Origin of the sequence: Dictyobacter vulcani (assembly GCF_008974265.1) — a bacterium.
Lineage (GTDB): Bacteria > Chloroflexota > Ktedonobacteria > Ktedonobacterales > Ktedonobacteraceae > Dictyobacter > Dictyobacter vulcani.
In genome coordinates, this window is sequence record NZ_BKZW01000003.1 from 224,338 (window position 1) to 247,814 (window position 23,477).

The 23,477-nt window shown below is 48.5% G+C and carries 23 protein-coding genes; 11 read left to right on the forward strand and 12 right to left on the reverse strand.

The features are described from left to right. Positions 1 to 222: 222 nt before the first annotated feature. From KDW_RS25130 to KDW_RS25145, 4 genes are all read left to right on the forward strand, one after another. Positions 223 to 633 carry a hypothetical protein gene (locus tag KDW_RS25130; protein ID WP_151758684.1) on the forward strand — a complete coding sequence of 137 codons (411 nt, stop codon included), beginning with the start codon at positions 223 to 225 and terminating at the stop codon, positions 631 to 633. 32 nt (positions 634 to 665) lie between these two features. Further along, entirely contained in the window at positions 666 to 1,205 is a 540-nt protein-coding gene (locus tag KDW_RS25135; RefSeq protein ID WP_162005592.1) for a DUF4352 domain-containing protein, read from the forward strand. Between the two features lie 253 nt (positions 1,206 to 1,458). Next, the gene (locus KDW_RS25140) at positions 1,459 to 1,989 is read left to right on the forward strand and encodes a GNAT family N-acetyltransferase (protein ID WP_151758686.1); all 531 of its coding nucleotides are present in this window, start codon (positions 1,459 to 1,461) and stop codon (positions 1,987 to 1,989) included. A gap of 198 nt (positions 1,990 to 2,187) precedes the next feature. Then, positions 2,188 to 3,168 (forward strand): DUF929 family protein, encoded by a 981-nt coding sequence (locus KDW_RS25145; RefSeq protein WP_151758687.1) that lies wholly within the window; start codon positions 2,188 to 2,190, stop codon positions 3,166 to 3,168. Positions 3,169 to 3,281: 113 nt separating this feature from the next. Here the strand turns inward: KDW_RS25145 and KDW_RS25150 are convergent, their stop codons facing one another. The 6 genes from KDW_RS25150 to KDW_RS25175 form a co-directional block, all read right to left on the reverse strand. Continuing rightward, positions 3,282 to 4,382 carry a Gfo/Idh/MocA family oxidoreductase gene (locus KDW_RS25150; protein WP_151758688.1) on the reverse strand — a complete coding sequence of 367 codons (1,101 nt, stop codon included), beginning with the start codon at positions 4,380 to 4,382 and terminating at the stop codon, positions 3,282 to 3,284. A gap of 14 nt (positions 4,383 to 4,396) precedes the next feature. Then, complete coding sequence (locus KDW_RS25155) at positions 4,397 to 5,452, reverse strand: glycoside hydrolase family 130 protein (protein ID WP_151758689.1); 1,056 nt, start codon at positions 5,450 to 5,452, stop codon at positions 4,397 to 4,399. 38 nt (positions 5,453 to 5,490) lie between these two features. Beyond that, positions 5,491 to 6,393, reverse strand: coding sequence for a carbohydrate ABC transporter permease (locus tag KDW_RS25160; protein WP_371876276.1), 903 nt, complete (start codon positions 6,391 to 6,393; stop codon positions 5,491 to 5,493). Positions 6,394 to 6,478: 85 nt separating this feature from the next. After that, positions 6,479 to 7,315, reverse strand: a complete 837-nt coding sequence (locus KDW_RS25165) for a carbohydrate ABC transporter permease (RefSeq protein ID WP_151759070.1) — start codon at positions 7,313 to 7,315, stop codon at positions 6,479 to 6,481. Positions 7,316 to 7,584: 269 nt separating this feature from the next. After that, positions 7,585 to 8,910, reverse strand: a complete 1,326-nt coding sequence (locus KDW_RS25170) for an ABC transporter substrate-binding protein (RefSeq protein WP_151758691.1) — start codon at positions 8,908 to 8,910, stop codon at positions 7,585 to 7,587. A 162-nt stretch (positions 8,911 to 9,072) separates the two neighbouring features. Then, positions 9,073 to 10,095: a LacI family DNA-binding transcriptional regulator gene (locus KDW_RS25175; RefSeq protein ID WP_151758692.1), complete on the reverse strand. Its 1,023-nt coding sequence runs from the start codon at positions 10,093 to 10,095 to the stop codon at positions 9,073 to 9,075. A 602-nt stretch (positions 10,096 to 10,697) separates the two neighbouring features. On the opposite strand from KDW_RS25175, the gene KDW_RS25180 reads away from it, so the two are divergent. The 6 genes from KDW_RS25180 to melA all read left to right on the forward strand — a co-directional run bounded on the left by KDW_RS25180 (position 10,698) and on the right by melA (position 16,583). Then, a complete protein-coding gene (locus KDW_RS25180) occupies positions 10,698 to 12,050 on the forward strand; it encodes a transposase (RefSeq protein ID WP_151756115.1) in 1,353 nt (450 codons plus the stop codon). Positions 12,051 to 12,183: 133 nt separating this feature from the next. Continuing rightward, the gene (locus KDW_RS25185) at positions 12,184 to 12,648 is read left to right on the forward strand and encodes an SRPBCC family protein (RefSeq protein ID WP_151758693.1); all 465 of its coding nucleotides are present in this window, start codon (positions 12,184 to 12,186) and stop codon (positions 12,646 to 12,648) included. Positions 12,649 to 12,800: 152 nt separating this feature from the next. Continuing rightward, on the forward strand, positions 12,801 to 13,517 hold the full coding sequence (locus tag KDW_RS25190; RefSeq protein ID WP_151758694.1) for a YczE/YyaS/YitT family protein: 717 nt from the start codon (positions 12,801 to 12,803) through the stop codon (positions 13,515 to 13,517). A gap of 271 nt (positions 13,518 to 13,788) precedes the next feature. Next, a complete protein-coding gene (locus KDW_RS25195; protein ID WP_162005593.1) occupies positions 13,789 to 14,010 on the forward strand; it encodes a hypothetical protein in 222 nt (73 codons plus the stop codon). A 115-nt stretch (positions 14,011 to 14,125) separates the two neighbouring features. Continuing rightward, a complete protein-coding gene (locus KDW_RS25200) occupies positions 14,126 to 15,184 on the forward strand; it encodes a LacI family DNA-binding transcriptional regulator (RefSeq protein ID WP_151758696.1) in 1,059 nt (352 codons plus the stop codon). A 97-nt stretch (positions 15,185 to 15,281) separates the two neighbouring features. After that, positions 15,282 to 16,583, forward strand: coding sequence for an alpha-galactosidase (gene melA / locus KDW_RS25205; protein WP_151758697.1), 1,302 nt, complete (start codon positions 15,282 to 15,284; stop codon positions 16,581 to 16,583). A 62-nt stretch (positions 16,584 to 16,645) separates the two neighbouring features. On the opposite strand, the gene KDW_RS25210 is transcribed toward melA, so the two are convergent. From KDW_RS25210 to KDW_RS25235, 6 genes are all read right to left on the reverse strand, one after another. Then, positions 16,646 to 17,092 carry a hypothetical protein gene (locus tag KDW_RS25210; RefSeq protein ID WP_151758698.1) on the reverse strand — a complete coding sequence of 149 codons (447 nt, stop codon included), beginning with the start codon at positions 17,090 to 17,092 and terminating at the stop codon, positions 16,646 to 16,648. A gap of 127 nt (positions 17,093 to 17,219) precedes the next feature. Further along, positions 17,220 to 18,074: an NAD(+)/NADH kinase gene (locus tag KDW_RS25215; RefSeq protein WP_151758699.1), complete on the reverse strand. Its 855-nt coding sequence runs from the start codon at positions 18,072 to 18,074 to the stop codon at positions 17,220 to 17,222. A 249-nt stretch (positions 18,075 to 18,323) separates the two neighbouring features. After that, positions 18,324 to 18,779: a CoA-binding protein gene (locus tag KDW_RS25220; RefSeq protein WP_151758700.1), complete on the reverse strand. Its 456-nt coding sequence runs from the start codon at positions 18,777 to 18,779 to the stop codon at positions 18,324 to 18,326. Between the two features lie 114 nt (positions 18,780 to 18,893). Next, a complete protein-coding gene (locus KDW_RS25225; protein WP_371876277.1) occupies positions 18,894 to 19,391 on the reverse strand; it encodes a CoA-binding protein in 498 nt (165 codons plus the stop codon). A 2-nt stretch (positions 19,392 to 19,393) separates the two neighbouring features. Continuing rightward, complete coding sequence (locus KDW_RS25230; protein WP_151758701.1) at positions 19,394 to 20,716, reverse strand: O-acetylhomoserine aminocarboxypropyltransferase/cysteine synthase family protein; 1,323 nt, start codon at positions 20,714 to 20,716, stop codon at positions 19,394 to 19,396. A 132-nt stretch (positions 20,717 to 20,848) separates the two neighbouring features. Next, complete coding sequence (locus KDW_RS25235) at positions 20,849 to 22,624, reverse strand: hypothetical protein (protein ID WP_151758702.1); 1,776 nt, start codon at positions 22,622 to 22,624, stop codon at positions 20,849 to 20,851. A gap of 543 nt (positions 22,625 to 23,167) precedes the next feature. Here KDW_RS25235 and KDW_RS25240 point away from each other — a divergent pair. Next, positions 23,168 to 23,464, forward strand: coding sequence for a hypothetical protein (locus KDW_RS25240; RefSeq protein WP_151758703.1), 297 nt, complete (start codon positions 23,168 to 23,170; stop codon positions 23,462 to 23,464). The last annotated feature ends 13 nt before the right edge of the window (positions 23,465 to 23,477 follow it).

A 23,477-nucleotide genomic window follows, 5' to 3' on the forward strand; every position in this document is an offset into this window, starting at 1 on the left:
TACCATCCTCTCTGGAATAGATAGTTAGGATATTTTGCTTGAAAAAAATATGAAATGATACAAAATGAGTTAGAAAACTATCTGTGCTAAATCAATATCATCTGCTTGTCTTCATTGGCATATTCAGTTATACTATTCTTTAATTGAAACATGAGAATACATGCTTGGACCGTTTCGTAATCATGTTGCTTTGTTATTATCGGAGAGGGTTATACATTTTATATGAGTCAAAATCCTGATCAGCCTCAGCAAAACAACTATTCGCAATATCCGCCTTATGAGCCGACGCAAGCCGCGCAGCCTTCCTATGATCCTACCCAGGCCGCGCCACCGCCTTATCCTGGCCAGGGATATCCGCAACCCGGCACAACGGATAGTGGGGCAGGACAATATGCTCCCCAGTCTCCTTATGGTAATCAATCACCGTATGCCACACCCAATGCTTATCCTGCGCCTGGATCTTATCCGCCCGCCAGCGGACAGCAGAATCCATCCGGGATGTACCCACCGAATAATCCATATACACCTGGTGCGCCCCACCATTTCAGGGTTATCCTCCAGCAGCCCCAAAGAAGAAGAAAACCTGGCTCTGGATTACCCTGGGTATTGTTGGCGTCTTGTTGGTGGTATTGATTGCATCCTGTGCTATTTTTTCGCAAAGTATCGTGAATATTGCAAGAGAGTCCTCTACTGCTACAGCCACTAATAATAGCAATCCTACCACAACTGATGCGACACCGCAGCCGACAACTGGTAGTGACAGTAATACTCCTACGACGACTACTGGCGGACAGGATGTTACTGGTGGCAATATTGGTCAGACGCTGAATTTGCAGGGGGTTGATTGTACATTGACATCTGCCAAGCATATTAATGGCGACACCTATGATCAGCCTAAACCCGGTAATCAATTTGTGCTGCTGCATGTCAAAATCCTCAATAAAAGCGGCAAAACACAAAGCTATAATCCCCTCGATTTTCACGTAATCAATTCACAGGGACAAAAAACGACCAAGACCTATACGCTTACAGAGGCCTACCCAAATCAACTGAGTTTTGGTGACTTGATTAATGGGGGGCATGTTGAAGGTGATATCATCTTCGAAGTTCCCGTTGGTGATCATGGTGTAAAGTTGGACTGGGATCCAGTTTTCAATCAATTCGCTGATACTCCTGGTACCGCTGACTGGAAACTTGGTTTATAGTCTGGTTAAAAACTGGCGTCAGGTGGGGAGGTTGGAAGAATGGTTGCTATGCTGAATAAAAAAGTGCATCGGGCGTTCTTGTTCATGGATATGAGCAGGAACGTCTCTTTTTTTGGCCTGTAAGTGTTATAGAATTGACTATCCTCTACCTATAGAATAAGCTTTGATTTTATAGTATACTCCAAACATTCTGTGATTTTGATAGTCATCGATATGTCCGCCGCTGGTAATTTTTTGAAGGGAATAACTTTAGATGCATGTACGGTCCTCAAGATTGGTATGGATTCCATTGACTGCTCGCTTGATCCGACTCGCATTAAACGATCGCGCCGAGTTTGCCCGTACGTTGGAGGCAACGGTGCCCGCCGATTGGCCAGGCAACGATTTTGCTCCTATATTACCTCTGCTATTGAATGGACTCGAACGTGATCCTCAGCCGGAGGTATGGGATGGCGCAATTATGCTTGAGGGTCAGGAGCCAGTCTTAATTGGATCAATGGGGCTGAAGGGCGGTCCTGATGACGAGGGGACGGTCGATATAGGTTATGATATTGTGCCGGCTTATCAAAATCATGGCTATGCGACTGAGATGGCTTGTGCACTGGTGGACTGGGCTTTTGAGCGCGGTGATGTGCAAAAAGTCATTGCCGATTGCCTGCCCGATAACCAGGGTTCGATCCGCGTCCTTCAGAAGCTAGGCATGCAGGAAATAGGGCTTGAAGGTGGGTTATTGCGTTGGAGTTTAACTAAGCAGCAATGGCATGTTATTGAAAAGCAATCGTGAACGCCGCTAACGCGTCTAGCAAAGCTCACACGATTGAACAGCAGGCTGCTCAACAGTGATACATAGTCAGGTGCGAGCGGCAGATTTGAGCAATAAATAGGGAAATAACCTTCAGGTGTTTTTTTGCTAACCAGACACTTGTATTGCTATAATAGATGTTAACATAGATATTTATCATTGTAGACAGAAGGGATCATTATGGCCAAGCAAAAACAAGGCTCAGCTTCCAGTCGCCGGGCCCAGGTGCGTCAGCAACGTGAGAGCAACACGAGAACGCAACTGCAATCTCGTGGACGCCGCCAGCAACAGTCTTCAAAATCAGGCTGGTGGTTGGTCGGAGGCATCGTTATTTTAGTAGCAGTGATTGTGGGTGGCTTCATATTTCTGGCCCAGCGCGAGGCAGAGCAATCGAAGGTTGGTAGTGATCAGGCCCTGAAAACCATCACCTCTGTGAGTGCAAATGTTTTCTCCAGTGTTGATAAAGGTACCTCCACTGCCCCACTTACGCATGTGAAGAATACACCTGTGCTCAAAGGACCAGATGGCAAGCCGGAGCTTTTTTATATGGGTGGTGAATATTGCCCCCATTGTGCCGCTCAGCGTTGGGTCGTCATTGCCGCATTAAGCCGCTTTGGCAAATTTAGCAATCTGACACCTATTCTCTCAGGTGAGGGCCAGGTCCCTACCTATTCATTCCATGGTTCGAGCTATAGCAGCGACTACATTCACTTTGAGGCCAAAGAGACGGCTGACAACGATTCTACCAATCCTCAGAAGCTCGATGATTTATCTGCGGATGACCAGAAAATTGTCAATCAATATGCCAAACAGCCGTATGTACAAAGTGCTGGTATTCCATTTATGTCGATTGGTAATCAATTTATCTCGACGGGCGCCTATTATCCCGAGACTGTGCTAACCGGAAAATCCTATCAGAATATTTCTGATGAGGTTGTCGATTCCAATAGCGACCTCTCACGAGGTATTATTGGTGCGGCCAATGTCCTGACTGCGGCTATCTGTACCACTACAAACAATCAGCCAGCCAATGTGTGTGGCGCAAGCCCTATTCCCAATGTACAGCAGGGGCTACCGGCACCGAGCGTCTCAACGGACAGTCCTGTCCAACTGGCCCGTTTGAATCAGCCATTTGAAGCAGATGTACGCCGCCGCAGCTAACCCTCACGGTTAGCACATTGGCGGATACTGATCTGAGCATGTACCAGTACTCATAAAAAAGCCAGGATAGACTTTTCAAATAAAGTCTGTCCTGGCTTTTTGCTTCATTGCTCTTAGTAGACGAGGCTATGTCCCTGATCTATCGATTGTTGGGCTCGATAAGCCAGTCGGAAACTGCTATAGCTGTCTTGCAGGCTTACCTGTGGCTGGTAGTTGTGATCCTGGATGCTGTGAATGAACTCGGATAAACCAATCGTTACGGCCTGTGTATAGTCGGCAGTACGATCTTCTCTCGTTACCTGAGCCATTACTAACTCGCCAGCCGTGGCCCCGGTGATCCCTTCTGGCGCAGGCACAGATGTAACCTTCAATTCTACACCGAGCAGGTTGGATAATTCATCATAACGCTCACGGGACAGGGTACCTTCGATCTCAAGACGATCAGGAATCCAGCCGGTTACGACAGCTGTACCGTGTTCCATGGTGACGTGCAATACCGTTTGTTCAAGAATGGCAGGCCGATCAAAGGCATGATAGAAACTGGCTAAAATACCATTGTTGTAAGCAACGTTTGCCATAACACGGTCTTGCCGACCATCTGAGCCTGTATGGGCATACGCTGAGATATCTCCTGGCAGGCTCTGGCTGAGTTGATTGCAGAGATCAAAGAAATGGACTCCATGTTCAATGAAGATGCCACCACTATACTGGCGTTTCCAGAACCAGTGATCTCCATGGAGCGCTTCATTGGACGCTACATTTTCCAGGCGCAGATAGGTGATCTCACCCAGTAACTTGCTGCTGGTCAGCTGCTGCAGGATATTGTAGATTGGTACATGGCGCAGGACATAGTCGATACCAAGATGGACCTGTCGTTCCTGGAGAATTGCCAGCAGGTTGTCAGCCTCGGCAAGGTCGATGGCCAGTGGTTTTTCCAGGAAGATATGCTTGCCGGCCAGAGCTGCCTGTTGCGCCTGGGCGGCGTGCAGCCATGGTGGTGTATTGATGACCACAATCTCTACGGCTGGATCCGCCAATAATTGTTCATATGTCTCATATGCTGTCGCGTGATAGGTAGAGGCGGCCGCATTACGGCGGGTTGCATCTACATCTGTGATCGCGACAATTCGTACCTGTGGCATGTGTGCGTAAGCTTTAGCGGTAAACTCGCCAAAGCCACCATAGCCGACAATGCCTAAACCCAGTGGTTGCATGCGTGATTTTCTTCCTAGTGTAGACTTGCCAGAATTTCTTTGATCGAGAAGGTGGCACCGCAGACTACGAGATCTGAGGCCCCATAATAGACGGTGAGTTCGTCACCGTTCTCGACGACACCATTGGTGAAGATGACGCTACCAAAGAAGCCGTCTGTCTCATAGGTGGGGGTTGGCTCCATGATTGGTTGTTCCGAGCGTGCAATCACTTTTGTCGGATCATTAAGATCAAGTAGGAGAGCACCCAGGCAATAGCGATTCTCTTCATTTGCCCCATGGTAGATCTCCAACCAGCCTTCAGCAGTCCGTGTCGGAGCCGCACCCGCGCCAAGTCTGACTGAATCCCATTTACCGGGACGTGTCCTGGCGATACATGTATGATGTCCCCAATGCTCCAGATCAGGTGAACTTGCGGTCCAGATAAAATTACCGCCCAGGCCAGCACCAAGGGTAGGACGATGCAGGGCAAAATAGCTGTCACCAATCTTCTGCGGGAAGATAGCGCAATCCTTGTTATTCGGCGAGACAATTAAGCCATGGCGCTTAAACTGCTGCCAATCCTGTGTACTGATCATACCCACACCATAGCCATCGGCCGAGACCGCGGTATAGGTTAGATAATAGGTGCCCTCAACCTCCGTTACCCGGCAATCCTCAATGCCAAAGGTCTCTAAAGGACCCTCACCAATCAGCGTAGGCTTGTCCGCGACAGTGAAATTGACACCATCATCGCTTGACGCCAGGCGTAAATGCGAGAGGGTGGTGAGATAGGTTTTGCCCTGGTAGGTAAAGCTACGAGGATCGGAGAGATAATCGAGCTCAGGATCACCTTTTTTACAGGAGAGAATCCTCATGCCCTGAGGGGCTGCTGGATCAATGACGATGGCACTCACTGTATCCGCGCTCTGCTCCGGACGTTCCGCAACGCGCAGCAGAAGATAGGTTTTACCACCATAGGTGAAGGCTCCTGGATTGAGCAGACACTCAACGACCAGGCCTTCCATGCTGGGCTTTACATCCCTGGGATGCAGGATTGGATTGGCGGTAAAACGTTTGGATAGATCTGTCATGATAGTATGTATTCCTTTATGTCAATGTTTGCTGTGATTTAATTCCAACCGTTGCGATGACCCCAGTATTCAGCCAGGCGTCGAATAACAATGATCGAGATTAAGGTTACGATGGCATTTAAGAGCGCGACGGTGGCTCCATAGCCAGAACGGAATTGGTCAAATGCCTGAGCGTAAATCTCTAACTGCCAGGTCTGGGTGGCCATCTGTGGCCCTCCATGGGTCAGTGTGAAAGGCTCGGTAAAGATTGAGAAAGAGATACCGACAGCCAGGATCAAGACCGTGTAAAACGCTGGATACAGCATCGGTAAGGTCACGCGCCAGAATTTCGTCCAGGCATTGGCACCATCAATAGAGGCCGCTTCATAAACTTCGTTAGGAATCCCTTGCAGGCCCGACACAAAGATCAATGAGTAGTAGCCCGCGAACTTCCAGACCAGCATCCCGACGATGACCGCCATGGCACTGGTACCATTGCCCAACCAATCAGGCGAGGTGCCAAAGACTGAGCGCAGGAATGTGTTGAGCGGACCATTGTAAGCGAGGAGGCCCCGCACCACCAATGATGAAACAACGCCCGAAGCCAGATAAGGCAGGAAGAAGCCGACTGAAAAGAGCGACTTGAACCTGGGCACATGCTGGACAATCAAGGCCAGACCAATCGATCCGATCATCACCGAAGGAATGAACAGGACCATGAACTCGTACGAGACCAGGAAAGCCTGACGCACGCGTATACTGCTCAGCGCCTCTTTAAAATTGTCCAGTCCGATAAATACTGGTGTCGGCGAAATGAGATCCCAACTCTGGAAGACCAGATAGATGCTATACACCAGGGGGATCAAGAAAAAGATCAAGGTAAAAATGAGATAGGGGCTTGATAAGAGCCAGCCCTGGAACTCTCGGCTTGCTGACGCACGGTTGGCTTTGCGCCGCTTCATCGGTATTGCGCTCATCAGTTAAACTTCCTTCTTTTCTGCTCTATTGAAAACACTTTTGCTTTTTATGCTTGCCTCGGAGAACAACTTAGCGCAAGACGAATTGGATGCCGTTGACAAAATTGCGACTGAACAGAATGAATAGCACCAGGATCGGGACAGTGAGCAAGGTACCAGCAGCATAGAGTGGTCCAGGATAAGCCCCATAAGGACCAAACATCGTTGACAGTAGCACGTTCAAGGTCTGCTTGGTGGAATCCTTGACAACGATCAGATCCCACATTAATTCAGTCCAACGCTCCATAAAGACAAAGAGGAAGATAACCGATGTAATTGAGCGTGAGATAGGGAGCATGATACGGAAAATGATCCCGATTTCACTGGCACCATCCATACGTGCCGCCTCAATGACTTCGTTATCAATAGATCTGAAGAAGTTGGTATACATAAAGATGGCCCATAAGCTGAGCATCTTGGGGATGAGCATGGCCCAGTAGGTATCGTAAATGCCTGCGAAGCGAATGACCAGGAAGGTCGGCACCAGCAAAATGATCGCTGGATAAAACATCTGGAAGAGAATAAAGTTGTTAACGAATTTTCGCCCTTTGAACTGTAATACCGAGAGCGCATAGCCAACTAATGCACCGAAGGCCACCATACAAACACTATCCACACCTGTGACGAGCAAGCTGTTGAACAGCGCATTCAGCCATGGTTGGGGTGTGAAGCCGCCACCAGTCCAGATCCATTCATATGAACGTAAGCTGAATGAGGTAGGAATGAGCGTGTTGTTGACTTGATCCCAGGTAGCAAAAGACTGCAAGATCAGATAAATATAGGGCAGGACCATGATGAGCAGTACGGGAATTGCCAGGATATACAACCAATTGTGACTTCTTTCGTGTTTGCCGCGCCTGGTTTTCATGGTTTTTTGTGACGATGCCGTCAGCAAGCGGCTCTCGTTATGGGTATGTGACGTTTGTGTCATAGCAACATCCTTTGAATACACTGCTACTGTCAGTCTGTGGATGCAAGGATAGTCAGAGGGTGGACCAGGGAAAATGGATATGGACCGGCACCTGGGAAGAAAAATATCCGCAGGTTCACAGGACTGAGCAATGAGGTAAGCCTCCTCCATCGCTATTCAGAAAGATCCTGAATATGTGCGATAGAGGAAACTACTAACCTGGAACTTTATTGATTTAAGCTTGGTTGTACTGCCGATTTCCAGTCTTGCCAGGCTTTGTCAGGGGTTGTCTTGTCCTGCACGCTTGGGATGACTGCGTTATTACCTAAGGCCACCTGAATGTCCGAATACTTTGGATTGGTCATAGGTGGTACACCATTCGGAATGTTTTTCGCATATTGAGCCAGCTGTGCATGCTGACTAAGATATGGCTGAAACAGTGTATTGGTGTTCAGATCATCACGAGCAGCTGGCAGACCCGTTTGCTGCAGCCATGTCAGATCGTGGTTGGGATCTGAGAGGGTCCATTTGACGAAATCCCAGATTTTGGCCTGCTGGTCAGCGGAAGCCTGTTTGTAGATGACAATACCTTTAGCATCAGCAAACGTCTTGGTGTTTGTGTCGTTGACACTACTCGCCATTGCATCGGGCACAGGAGGTGGAGTCAACTCATAATTATCATGCAGCTTCAGGTTTTTATATTTCTGATCCCAGACTGCAAAGCGCCATGGACCAATGATGTCTGCGACTGCCAGGCCGTTCTCAAAAGGATCGGTAGCTGTCTGGGTCAGCAATGATTTTTGTTTGGCCAGACTATTGAGGAAGCCCAGTGTACCGATTGCCGCCTGATCATTGGCTGTGATTTTTCCGCCATTGATGATGGTCTGACCATTGCTGGCAGCATCATACAGGGGGAAGAAGTCAAACCAGCGCTCGTACCAGGTATCTTTGACCAGAGCATCACGTGCCCAGATAAATTTATTGGGATATTTCGCTTTAAGCGCCTTACCAACAGCCAGGACCTCACTATAGGTGCGAGGAGCTTTGGTAAAACCAATTTGTTTTAAGATATCCATGCGCCAGCCAAAGAGCATGGCATTGGAATACATTGGCAGAATATAGGTATGGCCATCGCTGAATTTCCAGCTCTGAATGGTCGAATCCATATGTCGGGCTTTGAGCACATCATTCCAACCGGGCATCTGATCCAGTGGAACAATCGCCTGCGATTTTTGCAGTTGTCCACCGAAGCCTGTGAAAATGTTTTCCGAAGCGGTTGGACCAGCTCCACCGGCCAGAGCTGCCTGGATACCAGCTTCTGATGAAGGGGATTCAGGAATCTGCTTAACATTAACTTTTACACCTGGATGTTTGGCTGTATATTCTTTGGCCATCTGCGTCCAGAATGCTAACTGTGGAGGATTCGAGGCAGCCCAGAAGGAAACCTCTCCATTGCTGGCTGAGCTTCCACCCGGAGTACTTCCGCATGCGGTCAGCGAAATGAGCATGCCACACAGAATAATGAAGGGCGCTAGCGTTTGTTTTAGCTTCATTGCCAATTCATCTCCTTTAAAATAATAGATGTCTTCCACATGACTACTTGTCATGCGTTCAGGACAACAGAGTAAGGTAAATTCCTTACCAGCGGCTGTTGCTTTCCTTTATTCATAGAACATCTGAGTATTTACTTATAGAGCTAAGTAAATTTTTACAGTTTATTCCTTGCAACCACACGAGTGGCGTAGCACTAATTCTGACGCCAGCAGAGTTTGGACGGGATGTCTCTCTTCCAGATCTGCTTCAGCCAGTATCGTCAACATACGCCGAGCGGCTAGCATACCCAACTCACGCTTAAAGATACGCATCGTTGTGAGTGTAGGTGAGCTTAAAGAGCTATAAAGCGTATCATCATAGCCAATTACTGTAACATCTTCGGGTACACGTAACTGATTTTGTTGCAACCAGCGAATAGCACCGAATGCTACTGCATCATTGGCTGTAAAGACCGCAGTTAAGCCGGGTACGATGGCTAATGCCTCCTGGATCAAGGCTTTGCCGGTTTCCGGAGTTGTGTCTGCTGCCCGAAAAATATGCGGTGTCAGTTTCGCCTGCTGCATTGCCAGCTGATAACCAAATCCGCGACGAGCAGAACTAAACCATGTCTCGGGTCCTAACAATGCCACAATCGAGCTATGTCCGTGTGCCAGCAAATGTTCGGTTGCCCACTGACTGCCCTGTAAATCATCAATATTTACTGAGTCAATGGTTGTGCCAGAAAGGTTGTTATCGATGAGGACGATGGGTACCCCGATCTGCTTTAATTCGCCGATAAATTCTGACGAAATGTCTGGTCCTGCCAGGATCACGCCATCGACGCGACCTTCAGCCACCGGCTTAAATGTCTCGACCGATGTTACCTGTTCACTATTGACCGTCGTGAGCAGAAGGTGATAGCCATGGTTAGCCAATTCTTCTTCAACGCCGCGCATAATGATCGGATAAAAAGGATCATCCTCGACAGGACTATGTAATTGATTGACGGCATAGCAGATCGTGGCTGTCCTGGCTGTCGCTGTACCACGTAGGGCAAAAGGAACCGTATGTTGCAATTCTTGCGCAATGGTTAATATTCGCTCACGTGTTTCAGATTTGACACCATCTTTGCCATTTAACGCCCGCGACACCGTGGCGATTGAGACCCCGGCTCTGGCAGCGATATCGATTAAACTTGCTGACATTCATCCCTCAATGTAAACATTTTGTAAACGTATGTGTTAAGTATACAGAGAAAACTCAGCATATGTCAAGGATTATTTGCAAGAAAAGAAAATTTATCGCACAAGATCTGAGCAAAAAGCCATTTTTGCGGTAATTTGGCCCAAAAAAGGGGAATTTTTGTTGCCTGAATGATGATTTTGCAAAGATATATGTAAATTTCTGTAAATTTTTCTTGCAATAATTTACATGCATCTTTGCAAAAACTAACTGAAGTGGCTAGATGGAAGCAAACTGTGATACCTTTCAATAACAGCAATCTATTATTCTGCCAGGCTTCATGAGAAAGGTGAGCCCGCTACGCGGGCGGGAGAGGGGGGGGAAGACCAGGGCACAGCCCTGGAACCCAGTCAGGGGATTGCATCCCCTGCACCCCTGCCTTTCTCATCAACGTTGACAGAGCACTAGAGAGTGTAGAGAAAGATCCTGGAACCCAGTCAGGGGATTGCATCCCCATAGGTGCGAACGTAAGCACAATAGTACTTGAACAACGAAAAAAGAGGCCAAACACGGTCTTTCTCTGGTATCGTTACAAAAAACCAAAACGTGACGAAGGAGAAACACCATGTCAAGCCGACCTCATCATACGCAAAAATGTCTCACAGAGCAAGCCCTGGGCCAGATCAATGATGCTGGATGGCAAGAAATCCTTGCGCTCTTACCACCAGATGTCAATGAACAAGCCTTTACCCATCAAGCCTTTACACGCTCCAATGGGTTGCGTTGCCCAACCGATTTGCTGCGTGGCATCTTTGCCTACGTCTTTTGCTTCCGCTCGTTCCGCGAGCTCGCTGCCTGGGCTGTGAGCACGAGACTGAGCACCAATGGAGACCGCTCGTGGGCCAAACGGACGCATCAGTCCTCAGATTGGTTGCTCTCGATCGTACAAACCCTGGTGGGATCGAGCGAGCCAGAAAAGGCTCTGGATCTGCCTGCGGGCTTCACCGGATGCATCCGTCTGGTGGATGCTACCCATCTGCGCACCTGGAAGCGCTCGGGCGAAAGTCGCCGATTGCACTGCAGTTATGAACTGCTGAGCAAACGGCTCGACCAGGTCGTGCTGACGGATCACCATGTGGGCGAAGGGCTCAAGCACTTTCATGGACAACGCGGAGACATCGTGGTCGGGGATTGTGCCTACTGTCGTCGACAAGCAATCCTCGATCAACTCGATGAGGGCGTTGAGGTCGTGACCCGATTGCATTGGTCCTCGATGCCCTTACTTGAGGCCGATGCTCAGACGCCGTTTGATCTCTCTGGCTGGTTGACCCACGTGGAGCCAACGGGCAAGGGAGAAGCCAACGTCGTGTTCCAGGTGCGTGGCCGTCAGCAGCCGATGCGTCTAGTGGCCGTTCATCTGAGTCCAGAAGCAGCCAAGCGAGCGCACAGCAAGCGAAAGGAGAAGGCCCGCAAGAATGGGCGCACCAACCAGGCATTGACGATTCAGATCGCCGATTGGTTGGTGGTACTTACCTCGCTGTCAGCGGATCATTGGTCAGCCGAGCAAATCCTGTTGCTCTATCGGGCGCGTTGGCAGATCGAACTGCTCTTCAAGCGCATCAAGCAATTGGTGCGTTTACACCGCTTACGCAGTGATGATTTGCAAAGTAATCAAGCGGTACTTGCAGCCATGCTGGTCGGCTGGATCCTCTTGGAGCGGCAGGTGAGCCAGGCACGCCGCGAGTTGCATGAGCAAGCGAGAGGGCGCGTGGCGGGGCCGATGAGTACCTGGGCGCTGTGTGCCGTCTTTGCTCAAAGCCTGCACACGATGATCCTGGGTACCTGGACCTGGTCGCACATCCAAGCGTCACTCTCCCAGATGCAGCCGGTCGTGCGGTATCATCCGCAAAACCGTGTGCATCAGGAATCTGAAGTGGTCACGCAACTAGCCCAGACGCTCTATCTGGCATCGGCTTGAGGTCTTTTTCGTTGATTCAATTGTTCAAGTACTGCTTACGTTCGCACCTATGGGATTGCATCCCCTGCACCCCTGCCTTTCTCATCAACGTTGACAGAGCACTATATACATCGCGAAAGGAAGAAAATAATCTATGCCGAAAATGCGTTTTCAAACAGTGATTCAACGTCAGCCAGAAACAATTTATCAATTACTCCTGGATTTTTCCGGTTATAAGGCCTGGTTGCCTGCATCAAAGATATATGGAGAGACAGCCCTGACCTCTGATTATCCAGTGCGAGTTGGCACTACGTATGTTGATCGTGGGCAGTCAAGTGTAATGTACGGTGAAGTGGTAGCATTAGAACCCGCAAAAAGTATCGTGTTTCATCAGATTACCAATTCGCATCCGGGTTCATTTTTTACAAATAGTATGGACATTACGACGCGCTATACATTGAAGCCAGTGCCAGAGGGGACGCAGGTGACACGAGATTTGACGCTACGGGCACGGGGCCTCTTTTTCTTGTTACAGGGTGCGCTCATCCCTGCTATCCGCAAAGAGAACGAGCGGATCATGGCAGCGATGAAAAGCTATCTTGATGCTCGTGTTTCCTGATTTTTTACTATGATGGAATAGATTGGCTGTATGTTCAATACTACTTTGGCTGTTGTTTCTGGGCGTGTAGTTTTTTATAGTTAGAAGCAGAGCCATATGTTTTTGTCGTCTATCTTTCCGTGGCCAATTATATCAAAAAAGGAAATACCTGGATGCATACATTTTCCTGGCGTTCCATTCTATCCTGGAACTACCTGCTGCGTTTCTGTGTCTTGATTTTCGGACTGCTTCTCTATTCCATCGGTATTGTCTGTCTGTATCGCTCCAATTTTGGTTTGGATCCCTGGGATGTGCTGCATCAGGGTATTAGCTTTCATACACCGCTGACATTTGGGCTTGCCAATGTGGCCGTTGGGGCTACCCTGATCGTGGTTTGTCTGTTCCTGAAGGTGATGCCTGGCGTTGGCACGATATTCAATATGTTATTGATTGGCTTATTTGTAGACGCGCAGATCCGTCTTAACTGGCTGCCTGATCTTAGCCATGCTTCCTGGCTGGTGCGTTTGCTCGTAAATGTGCTTGGCGTGCTGGTGGTTGGTTTAGGTACTGCTTGTTATATTGCTCCTAAGATGGGAGCTGGTCCCCGTGATGGTTTGATGCTGCGGCTGCATACATTGACGAAACTGCGTATTTCGATTGTGCGCGCCAGTATTGAATGTAGTGTGTTGTTGGTTGGTTATCTGCTGGGTGGAACCGTCTGGATTGGCACGTTGATCTTTGCCCTTGGTATCGGGCCAGCGGTAGAACTCAGCTTCGGCCTGCTCAACAAACTGCATATTCCCGAGCGGTTGGTTCCGCCTACGCCTGTTACTGTCCCTTTAGAAGCAGAGGATACCTTGATCCAACCCATACCTGAAAATTCTCACTAATCCTGGCTCAGCACCTCTCTGCAATTATTCTTTAAGCATGGTTCAAGCAGAAAAAGGGCAGTTTCTCGGACGTGGACAGATCGCAGCGACAAGCGCCAATACGTTTCGGTGAAGCGCTTTTGTGACCATAAAAAACATGGTGGAGAAAAGCAGCGAATCATCCGTGGAGAGGGCGCCACACGCGGAGGCCGGCATGCGGCGTTCTCGTGGAGCGAGGGGCTCAACGAGCATCGCATGCCTGTGGCGCCTACACCGAGACGGATCGTGTTTCGTGATCCTTTGCGCACTGGCACGAGGATCCACGCGCTCTTCTACCACGTTGCTGGGCGAGCAGGCAACGGCACCCACGATCCCTGTAGGCGCCACAGCACTGCGCATCGTTCTTGCACGCTGGCCTGCGCAAACGGCAGCAGTGCGGCCTCCGCGTGTGGCGCCCTCTCCACGTACACCTTGCTTGCTGGTCACGTCGAACCATCTCTCAACGTCTCGCTAACCGAAACGTATTAGCGACAAGCGCTGCCGGTACGTATACTTTAGCTCTTGACAAAAATATTTTTGCATGTCATGTTATGTGTACACGTGTACATGCACTTATGGGGGAAATAAGTATGGTCACAAGTGAGCAGGTTGCTCGATTAGCTGGTGTTTCGCGCGCTACCGTGTCGCGGGCGCTGAATGGCTCGCCGCGCGTGAGTGCGGAAGCCAGAAAGCGCATCGAGGAGGCGATTGTGTCGCTGGGATATGAACCTGATGTGGTAGCGCAAAGCCTGGTGCGCCAGCGTTCAAGAACAATCGCGCTTTGCCTTTTCTTTGGTAATGACGACTCAACCGTACTTTCACGGTTTGGCGAGACGCAACATTATTTTTATCTGGATATGTTACGGGACGTTGAACGGGAAATTGCGGATGCTCACTATGATCTGTTGCTACATTCCTCTTCCATCGCGCAGAACAATTATATTCGTGGTTTGCAGATGCGCCATGTCGCAGGCATTCTTGCCATTGCGCTGAATCCAACTGATGCCCGCATTCAGGCATTAGTGGAGGCACAGATACCAACGGTCTTTATTGATAGTATCAGTCAGGGGCAGAACTCAACCTATGTGTCCTCGGATAATCTGGATGGTTCGCGGCAGGCGACCGAGCATCTCATCCAACTGGGACATCGGAGGATTATGACTTTGCTTCCTGGCACCAATGGTCCTGTGGGCTCGAAGCGACGGGCTGGCTATTGTCAGGCTCTGGAGCAGGCAGGACTACCTATCGATGAACGGTTGATATATCCCGCAGGCTGGAATACTGAGGAGGCTTATCGAGCTACCATGGCATTGCTGCGCGAGCGCCAACCACGCGATTTTACCGCGATTGTCGCTGGTAGTGATCTGATGGCTATTGGTATTTTGCGTGCTATTCATGAGTGCGGACTACATATTCCTGGTGATATCTCTGTCGTCGGGTTCGATGATGTTGACCTCTGTCGCTATACCGAACCTCCCCTTACTACTATTCGGCAAGATCGATCAGCGATGGCGCAAGGTGCTGTCCAACAGCTCATCCAGATGATCGAAGCCGATGATCAACTAGAGGAACGTCAGTTATCACCAATCATTACGCCAACCCAATTAGTTGTGCGTGCGTCGACCGGACCTGCTGTGCCACTTGCATAAGGCTTTCCGTGTTGGCGTGCCTGAACTGATGCTGTTGTCGTAGTAATGGCGTTCAATGGATCGAACTGGCTCTGTTGGAGCAAGGATTTTTTCAACGATGACTAAAATTACCTTTATGGGCGCTGGTAGTACCGTTTTTGCGCGCCAGTTGATGACAGATATTCTTCATATTGATGGTTTGAATGAAGGAACCTTTGCCCTGGTGGACATTGATGCTTCACGCCTGGAGCTTGCCCATCAGATTGCGGAAAAGCTGGTGAAGCATAGTGGGCGCAACTGGAAAGTAGAATCCTCTACCCAGCGTCGTGATATACTGCCAGGCACTAACTTTCTCATCAATACTATTGAAGTAGCCGGTATGGCCAATGTACGCCACGATTTCGATATTCCCATGAAGTATGGTGTCGATCAGTGTATTGGTGACACAATTGGACCAGGTGGTATTTTTAAGGCTCTGCGCACCGGTCCGGCCTGGCTGGATATTCTGCATGATGCCGAAGAACTGTGTCCCAATGCCCTGGTGTTGAATTATACCAATCCAATGTCTATCCTGACCTTTGCCGCCTCGCTCGCAACAAAGATGCAGACCGTTGGACTCTGCCATAGTGTCCAGGGATCTTCCAGGCAACTGGCTGGCTACCTGGATGTGCCATATGAGGAACTGGAATGGCGCTGTGCTGGTATCAATCATAATGCCTGGTTTACTGTCTTGCGGCACAATGGTGAGGACATGTATCCTCGCTTGCGCGAGCGCATGAAGCAGTCGGAGATTTATGAGAAGGATCCTGTGCGCCTGGAAATCATGCTCCATTTTGGTGCGTTTGTCACGGAAAGTAGTGGACACTTCTCTGAGTACGTCCCTTACTTCCGCAAACGTCCTGAACTGATTGAAAAATACTGCCGCCCTGGCTATCTGGGTGAGACGGGTTTCTATGCAAACAACTGGCCAACCTGGCGTGCCAATAATGAGCAATATATTAAAGACCTGCTCGATGATAGCAAAGAATTACCGTTCAAGCGCAGCCATGAGTATGGATCAGATATTGTTGAAGCGGTCACTCAGCATCGCTCCAAAGTGATTTATGGCAACGTACGCAACGCTGGCTTAATTGATAACCTGCCCGATGGTTGTGTTGAAGTCGCCTGTCTGGTTGATCGCAATGGCATCCAGCCCACCCACTTTGGCAAATTGCCAGAACAACTGGCGGCCATGAATAAAGCCCATATGAGCGTGCATTCGCTGATGTGTGAAGCCCTGCTCAAGCGCGACAAGCAGGCTGCTCGTTATGCGCTGATGATCGATCCTTTGACGGCAGCCGTGTGCTCACCCGCCGAAATCAGTTCTCTCTTCGATGAGATGTGGGAAGCCGAGCGCGAATACTTGCAGTTCTTTGAATAGTTGTTGACGTCTCTCATAAATATGCAGCCGCTTTCTTTTACCTCAAGAAAGCGGTTGCATATTTATTTAGGAAAGAGTTTTTTGACGATAAAGTTCAAGCTTCCTAACACAACTGCGCCCAGAATCAGGACAGTAAGAAGCGTGCCTCTGAATAAGACGATGATGACCAGGGTAAGTAAGATCAGGAGGAGTGGATTGCGATACCACAATTGAGAGGCGCGCTTGCTTTGAAAGTAGAGTCCTACAACCAGCGCAAGATACAGTGGAATGAGCAGCACAATCGGAATATGAAATAGCACCACCGGACTGATAAACAAAATCGCCAGTGGAATCAGAAGCCAGGTGTTTGTATACCAGGGACTTGCAGGCCGGCGCCGATATGCGATCCAGCTGGACACCAGAAAAGCTACAGTCAGTCCAAGCGCATACAGCGTATATCTTGTTGTATCGTTGGATAGTGTCACTATATCCAGCGACGAAGCCAGAAGCGAACCAGTTATGCTATACATAAATTTGTCCTTGAGTAGTATGGATGATTGTATACTATACAAGTTTTGCTAGCATAAATGCAAGCGATGAAGTAGCTGGCGCTCTTTGTATCGCTGGCGAGGTATGCTATATATAGACTTCCTTTATTTATTGAGGATGCTCCTCTTCTTCGTTTTGATGGCCACGAATAACCTGGTAGAAGTGGGTGCGTGGTTTGCGGCGGATGAAGCGTGTGATATTGGGACTTTTTTGAATAGTAACTGTTGCTCCATCTTTTAGTTCACTATTCCATTGGCCATCGGCTGAAAAAACACCATTCTGGGTGTTGGTAACTATCTGTAGTTGAATGGTGGATTGCAATGGCACGATCAATGCCTGATTAGAGGCCAGATGTGGCGCGATAGGTGTCAGGATGCAGCCCTCAATTTTTGGATGCAGGATCGGGCCACCCACGGATAAATTGTAGGCGGTTGAGCCTGTAGCGGTGGAGAGGATGATACCGTCACCATAGAATGTATCAAAGAAGAGCTCATCAATCCAGGTATGCACATAGACGCCACGAGGCCAGGTGCCACGCGCGATCATGATATCGTTGAGGGCATGAAATTCCTGCTGCTCATTATTATGGGTAATGGTTGCCTGGAGCATAGAGCGCTCATCAATCCAGATCGATGGGTCGTCATTCAGATAATACGGCAACTCTTGCTCTAATTCATCAGGTTCCAGTTCTGTCAGATAGCCAACACGGCCAAAGTTAATGCCCAGAATCGGGGTGCCCTGAGCTTCACAGAGATGAGCTGCATGCAGGATCGAGCCATCTCCGCCGAGCACGATCAGCATCTTACTCTCTTTTAATTCCTGTGCCTGGATCTTCTGCTCTTCATTGTTGATATTAATGGCATAGGTAGCATAACCATAGCGTTGCAAAAGTGTGGTTAAATGAGGGATCAGCTGTAATGTTTCAGGTTGAGATTCTTCATACAAGAGTGCGATTTTATTCATTCTTGCTTCATTCCTTCTGGATATGTTCCCCAGTAAATTTTTTTCTACCCTCTATACTATCACTAGTATCCACATTGTCTTCCATTCGTATGATCAAGTTTCTCGGCAAGATGTCTTTGTTTGGTTGAGTTTGCTTGCAGGTATAATGTTTCAACTATGCGATCCGGTAGCGTATCCCAGGGAAGAGCTGGCCGCCATCTCTACTATTCACCTTCTTATTACATTACTATCTGAGTGGGTAAGCAGCGTTTACAATTGTTTCTCAAGGAGATGATGGTAGCGTGCATGTTCAATTTTGATACAGCGGTCCTCCACAAAAAGCAAGCCAGCTTGCCGGGCTCTCTCTCTTGTTTCCTGGTTGGCGATCCCTAGTTGTAGCCAGAGGGCTTGCGCGCCTGCACTGGTGGCTTCAGCAACGAGTGGCGGTGTTTGTTCGCTGCGCCGGAAAACATTGACCAGCTCAATCTGCTCACCAGCCGCTTTCGCATCAGCCAGCGTGGCATAAACACGTTTGCCCAGGATCTGTTGACCCGCATAGACAGGATTGATCGGAATAATATTATAGCCTGCATGCTGCATATACGCCGACACATCGCGGCTGGGACGGTGGGGTTTGGCCGAAAGGCCCACGACGGCGATATGGTGATAGTGTTGCAAAATGTTGAGCAGTAGATCTGGCATGTGATTGTCTATGGTCTCAGTCATATGTCTGCATTCTCCTTCTACCAGCTCTTGTTTCTGGATCTGGCTCATTCCTGATAATACTATTGTATCCAGAAATGAGCCGTCTTGTTCTTTTACTTAGCAGGCAGCAATAACTTATAGCTTGCGCGAAAGGATGACACCGGTATTGAGCCCGATGGTATGTAAGCCGCCGAAGAAGCGTGCATGCTCCATTTTGACGCAACGATCCTGGACAAAAATCAGGCCTGCTTCACGTGCTTGTTTGCCTGTTTCTTCGTTGCGCACACCTAGCTGTAGCCAGAGGACCTTCGCTCCGACCTGGACTGCCTCTGCCACAAACTGCGGCGTATCTTCAGCTTTGCGGAAAATATCCACAATCTCGATCTGTTCGCCAGCCGCTTTCGCCTCTGCCAGTGAGGCATAGACAGGTTTGCCCAGGATAGTCTTGCCGGCATAACGTGGATTGATTGGGATGATATCATATCCTTCGGCCTGCAGGTAGATGGCTACAAAGTGGCTTGGTCGGTAGGGATCGGCTGAGAGACCTACAATGGCGATATGATGATACTGTTTAAGTAATCTCAAGCGATCGTACATATCTGGTGTATCCATGTTACCAGTTGTCTCAGACATCATTACTCCCCCTTTTCTTCTGCTGCGGCAGGTACGGCTTTACGCAGAGCTTGATCAAGATCCCAGAGGATATCCTCGATGTTCTCCAGGCCGATTGAAAGGCGGATGAGATCAGGCGTGACGCCACCGGCAATCAGATCCTCTTCTGACAATTGTTGATGGGTTGTGCTGGCTGGATGAATGATCAGGCTACGGGCGTCGCCGACGTTGGCCAGGTGGGCAAATAGTCTGACATTGTTGATCACGGTCTTGCCGGCCTCATAGCCGCCTTTTACGCCGAAGGTAAAGATTGCGCCACCACCACGTGGCAGGTAGTGCTGAGCCAGTTCATGTGCCGCATCACCCGGCAAGCCTGAATAGCGCACCCAGTTGACCGCTGGATGCTTTTGTAGAAATTTTGCGACCTGGAGTGCATTCTGACAGTGGCGATCCATACGGAGCGAAAGGGTTTCCAGTCCTTGAAGTAATAAAAAGGAATTGAATGGACTTAAGCTAGGACCGGTATCGCGTACGGTTTCGACGCGGGCCTTCATGACAAAGCAGAAGTCACCAAAGGTCTCGTAGAAGCGCACGCCATGATATCCGGGTGAAGGATCAACAATATGGGCGAACTTCCCGTTATCCCAGGGGAATTTGCCATTTTCGATCAAGACGCCACCAATGGATGTACCATGGCCGCCAATAAATTTGGTCGCGGAATGAACTATAATATCCGCGCCATGCTCAAATGGACGGCAGAGATAGGGGGTGGCAAAGGTGTTATCAATAATTAATGGAACACCTGCTTCATGGGCAATAGTGGCAACGCTACGGATATCCAGGACATCACCACCGGGATTGCCAATGGTCTCGGCATAGAAAGCGCGTGTCTTTGGTGTGACTGCACGACGGAAATTTTCTGGATCGGTACTATCCACGAAGATTGTGTTGATGCCCCAGGTACGCAGTGTCAGATCAAACTGTGTATGCGTACCACCATAAAGATTGCTGGCCGCAATCAACTCATCTCCTGGTCGTAATAAGGTCATCATCACGGCCATCTGCGCAGCCATACCTGAAGCCGTCGCGACTGCTCCTGTTCCACCTTCCAGTGCGGCTATACGCTCTTCAAAAGCAGCTGTGGTAGGATTCATGATGCGCGTATAGATGTTGCCAAAGCGCTGAAGCGCAAACAGATGTGCGGCATGTTCGGTATCATCAAAAACATACGAACTTGTCTGATAGATTGGCACCGCCTGGGCACCAGTTGCCGGATCAGGGCGTTGGCCTGCGTGTAAGGCTAATGTATCAAAACCGAAAACGTGATCTCCATCAATTTCTGGCATTGCTAGCTTTTCTCCTGTTTAAAACGTTTGTATCTGCCTCATTTATAAAACATACAGTGTAAATGCGCAAATGAGGTCAACTTACGAATGCCATATGTTCGGTTGTGTATTTTTAAGCAATGACGTTTCTACTCAAGCTGGATATGGTGCTGAATTTACGTGTTCGAGCAAAGTTGTACGAATTTTTTCAATCAGCTGATCAGATGCTGTATTGGTGCGTAGCGCTTCTACGTCTTTGTCTGCGATGAATATGCTACGTTCCTGGGCGAGGGCGAGTAAGCTGTCCGCCACTGACTCAGTGGAGATTTGTTTCATCAGGTATGCGCCTCTCTCTGTCATCGGACGTTTCGTGCGTGCTGAGCCCATTGACATATCTGTCATTGGAGGAGTCGTGGGTATTGTGGGCATATTCTTTTCAACGGTGTGTTGGGAATGCTGAACTGCTTGAGGTTGCTGTAAAGATTTGTGACGATGCTCGCGCATCTGCTTGATTTGTTTATATTGCTCAAAGGCGCAGGCATGTAATTCGGTGAAGAATAAAGACATTCCATGCCGGGCATGATTGGCTTTAAGCGCTTGCATATCGACATCTTTCAGCTTGTGATGGACATATTTGATCAGGTTCGCAAAACTGGCATCGGGATTTTTCAGGCTCAGGTCATCCTGGATACGATTAATGCCTACGAAGTTTCCATAGATCTGTTCCGCATAGAGCTTTGATATTTTAGGATTATGGTCATGCAAGGCCTGTGAGGCCTCTTGAAGTGCCACCGAAGACATGAGGGGGAGCGGGATTTCATTGCGGCTAGATCCTCCTGGGATCTGTTTGATTTTTTCTGGCTGTGCTCTACCTGACCGCTCTGCAAATTGTTCACCTGTGGACCCTTGATAGCTTGAAGGTTTTACTGCACGCTTGTTCACTTGCGAGGGTGGTGGGGGTATGGGCATTGTCCGCTTCACATGGCTGGTTTTGATATTTTCTGACATATCTGCCATTGGATGTCTGGCGACTTTTGAGCTCAATGACATATCTGCCATTGGATGTCTGGCGACTTTTGAGCTCAATGACATATCTGTCACTGGTATATTTTCTTGTACTTGCGTGTCATTCGAATTCGAGAATAATATATTAATTATATTTATATAATTATCTAACTTCGAATTCGAATTCGAAACTTTAGCAACATCCAACGCGCGTATGTATGGGCGCGTGACAGTGACATATTTGTCACCGGACATATCTGTCACTGGCTTTGTTAGTGCCAGACGTGACAGATTGGTGCTGGTCTGTGAGCTTGAATCTGTGGACATTTTAGTTCCAGATGACACTTTGGTCCCGACATGTGAGCTTAAATCTGTGGACATCTTTGTTCCGGATGACATTCTGGCTTCAGGTTGTGGTGCTGGACTTGTGGACATCTGTGGTCCGCGTTTGAAGGGTGATAGTCCAGAAAGGTTGGTTGGCTTTTTTTTCTGTTTGGTACCCAGATGCTGATGCAATTTTACTAACTGGCTGATCATTTCCAGGAAAGGGGTACAATCATACTGAGTATAGTGGAGACCATCCGAGCCATCTACTTCATGAATAATGATAAAGCCATCTTTGGATAAATTACGGAGATCGCGTTGCATTTGCCGTTTGCTTTTATCAAAGTTTTCTTCTAGATCATTGGGACCAAACCACGGGGCCTTGCCGAGCTCTCCCCAAAATTGCAGGAGTTGCTTGATTATATCAAATTGGGCTCGTGTCATCCCTAATTTTGCGTAATAGCGTTCAAGGGCTACCGGGAATACAGTCAACCCTTCTGCAAGTATCATCTCATCATAGATCTCTTGCAATGGTTGTAATGCGGGTTGATTTAGTACCTTCAATTGTTGAGTTGTTGGCTGTGTCATAATAATGCCCATACTTCTACCTCCTACCTTCCGCTTCCATCCTGTGCTATTTATGATAGGGACCGCCGTGGAATCTAACACCACCTATACTGCTTCAGGGTTAGATTTTTATGATTGAAAAGCCTGTATCAGAAAATGTCTCTTTATCATAAACGTTGATGGATAAAACGACAACCTTAAAAATGAGTATTTTGTGTGTGTGCAGCCGCATATGAGGCCATTTTGAGCACCAGACGCACGAAAATATATGCAGAAAGATCATTGGACGTATAGGAAATAAATACTAGTTATGGCTGTGCTTATTGTCTGCTTGATGCGTATGAAATGAATAAAATAGCGGTCGAGATTATTCAATTGTATATGTAACTTTTTGTATTTTTATTTCGTGTGAGTGTGGTGAGATTGCTGGCTTGCTTAAGTATCAACTGATGCTGAAGGCAGAGTGCAATCATCATATCTAGTGTCTGTGTCATGAGAAAGCGTTTGCGTACTTTGTACTGGTTATCTTACTTTTTCAGTTAAGGTAGATAGTCCATACAAATGGAGGATTTGATCATGGCCGAACAAGGTGACCGCTCGCAGGATATTCATTCTCAACCGCAGGATGTAGGAAAATTTGATGCGGCTCGGCATATGGCGGAGCAACGGATCGATGAGGCGATTGACCAGTATGTAAAGAAAATTCCTGGCGCCGAGAAGTTTGCTGCTCAGGCTAAAAAAGCCTCTTCAGGAATTTTAGAGAATATTGAGAAGCAGGCAGAAGGCCGGTTTAGCGGCATTAAGAATAGCGCCGGTGGTTTGATTGGTGGCATCTTTGGCAGAAATAAATCCAAGGAGCCTCCTGCCCAGTAATAGTGCTGACGAA

Coding starts and splice junctions, on each gene's coding strand:
- KDW_RS25130 (WP_151758684.1), top strand. CDS start 223: ATGAGTCAAAATCCTGATCAGCCTCAGCAAAACAACTATTCGCAATAT.
- KDW_RS25140 (WP_151758686.1), top strand. CDS start 1,459: ATGCATGTACGGTCCTCAAGATTGGTATGGATTCCATTGACTGCTCGC.
- KDW_RS25145 (WP_151758687.1), top strand. CDS start 2,188: ATGGCCAAGCAAAAACAAGGCTCAGCTTCCAGTCGCCGGGCCCAGGTG.
- KDW_RS25150 (WP_151758688.1), bottom strand. CDS start 4,382: ATGCAACCACTGGGTTTAGGCATTGTCGGCTATGGTGGCTTTGGCGAG.
- KDW_RS25155 (WP_151758689.1), bottom strand. CDS start 5,452: ATGACAGATCTATCCAAACGTTTTACCGCCAATCCAATCCTGCATCCC.
- KDW_RS25160 (WP_371876276.1), bottom strand. CDS start 6,393: ATGAAGCGGCGCAAAGCCAACCGTGCGTCAGCAAGCCGAGAGTTCCAG.
- KDW_RS25165 (WP_151759070.1), bottom strand. CDS start 7,315: ATGAAAACCAGGCGCGGCAAACACGAAAGAAGTCACAATTGGTTGTAT.
- KDW_RS25170 (WP_151758691.1), bottom strand. CDS start 8,910: ATGAAGCTAAAACAAACGCTAGCGCCCTTCATTATTCTGTGTGGCATG.
- KDW_RS25175 (WP_151758692.1), bottom strand. CDS start 10,095: ATGTCAGCAAGTTTAATCGATATCGCTGCCAGAGCCGGGGTCTCAATC.
- KDW_RS25180 (WP_151756115.1), top strand. CDS start 10,698: ATGTCAAGCCGACCTCATCATACGCAAAAATGTCTCACAGAGCAAGCC.
- KDW_RS25185 (WP_151758693.1), top strand. CDS start 12,184: ATGCCGAAAATGCGTTTTCAAACAGTGATTCAACGTCAGCCAGAAACA.
- KDW_RS25190 (WP_151758694.1), top strand. CDS start 12,801: ATGCATACATTTTCCTGGCGTTCCATTCTATCCTGGAACTACCTGCTG.
- KDW_RS25200 (WP_151758696.1), top strand. CDS start 14,126: ATGGTCACAAGTGAGCAGGTTGCTCGATTAGCTGGTGTTTCGCGCGCT.
- melA (WP_151758697.1), top strand. CDS start 15,282: ATGACTAAAATTACCTTTATGGGCGCTGGTAGTACCGTTTTTGCGCGC.
- KDW_RS25210 (WP_151758698.1), bottom strand. CDS start 17,092: ATGTATAGCATAACTGGTTCGCTTCTGGCTTCGTCGCTGGATATAGTG.
- KDW_RS25215 (WP_151758699.1), bottom strand. CDS start 18,074: ATGAATAAAATCGCACTCTTGTATGAAGAATCTCAACCTGAAACATTA.
- KDW_RS25220 (WP_151758700.1), bottom strand. CDS start 18,779: ATGACTGAGACCATAGACAATCACATGCCAGATCTACTGCTCAACATT.
- KDW_RS25225 (WP_371876277.1), bottom strand. CDS start 19,391: ATGTCTGAGACAACTGGTAACATGGATACACCAGATATGTACGATCGC.
- KDW_RS25230 (WP_151758701.1), bottom strand. CDS start 20,716: ATGCCAGAAATTGATGGAGATCACGTTTTCGGTTTTGATACATTAGCC.
- KDW_RS25235 (WP_151758702.1), bottom strand. CDS start 22,624: ATGGGCATTATTATGACACAGCCAACAACTCAACAATTGAAGGTACTA.
- KDW_RS25240 (WP_151758703.1), top strand. CDS start 23,168: ATGGCCGAACAAGGTGACCGCTCGCAGGATATTCATTCTCAACCGCAG.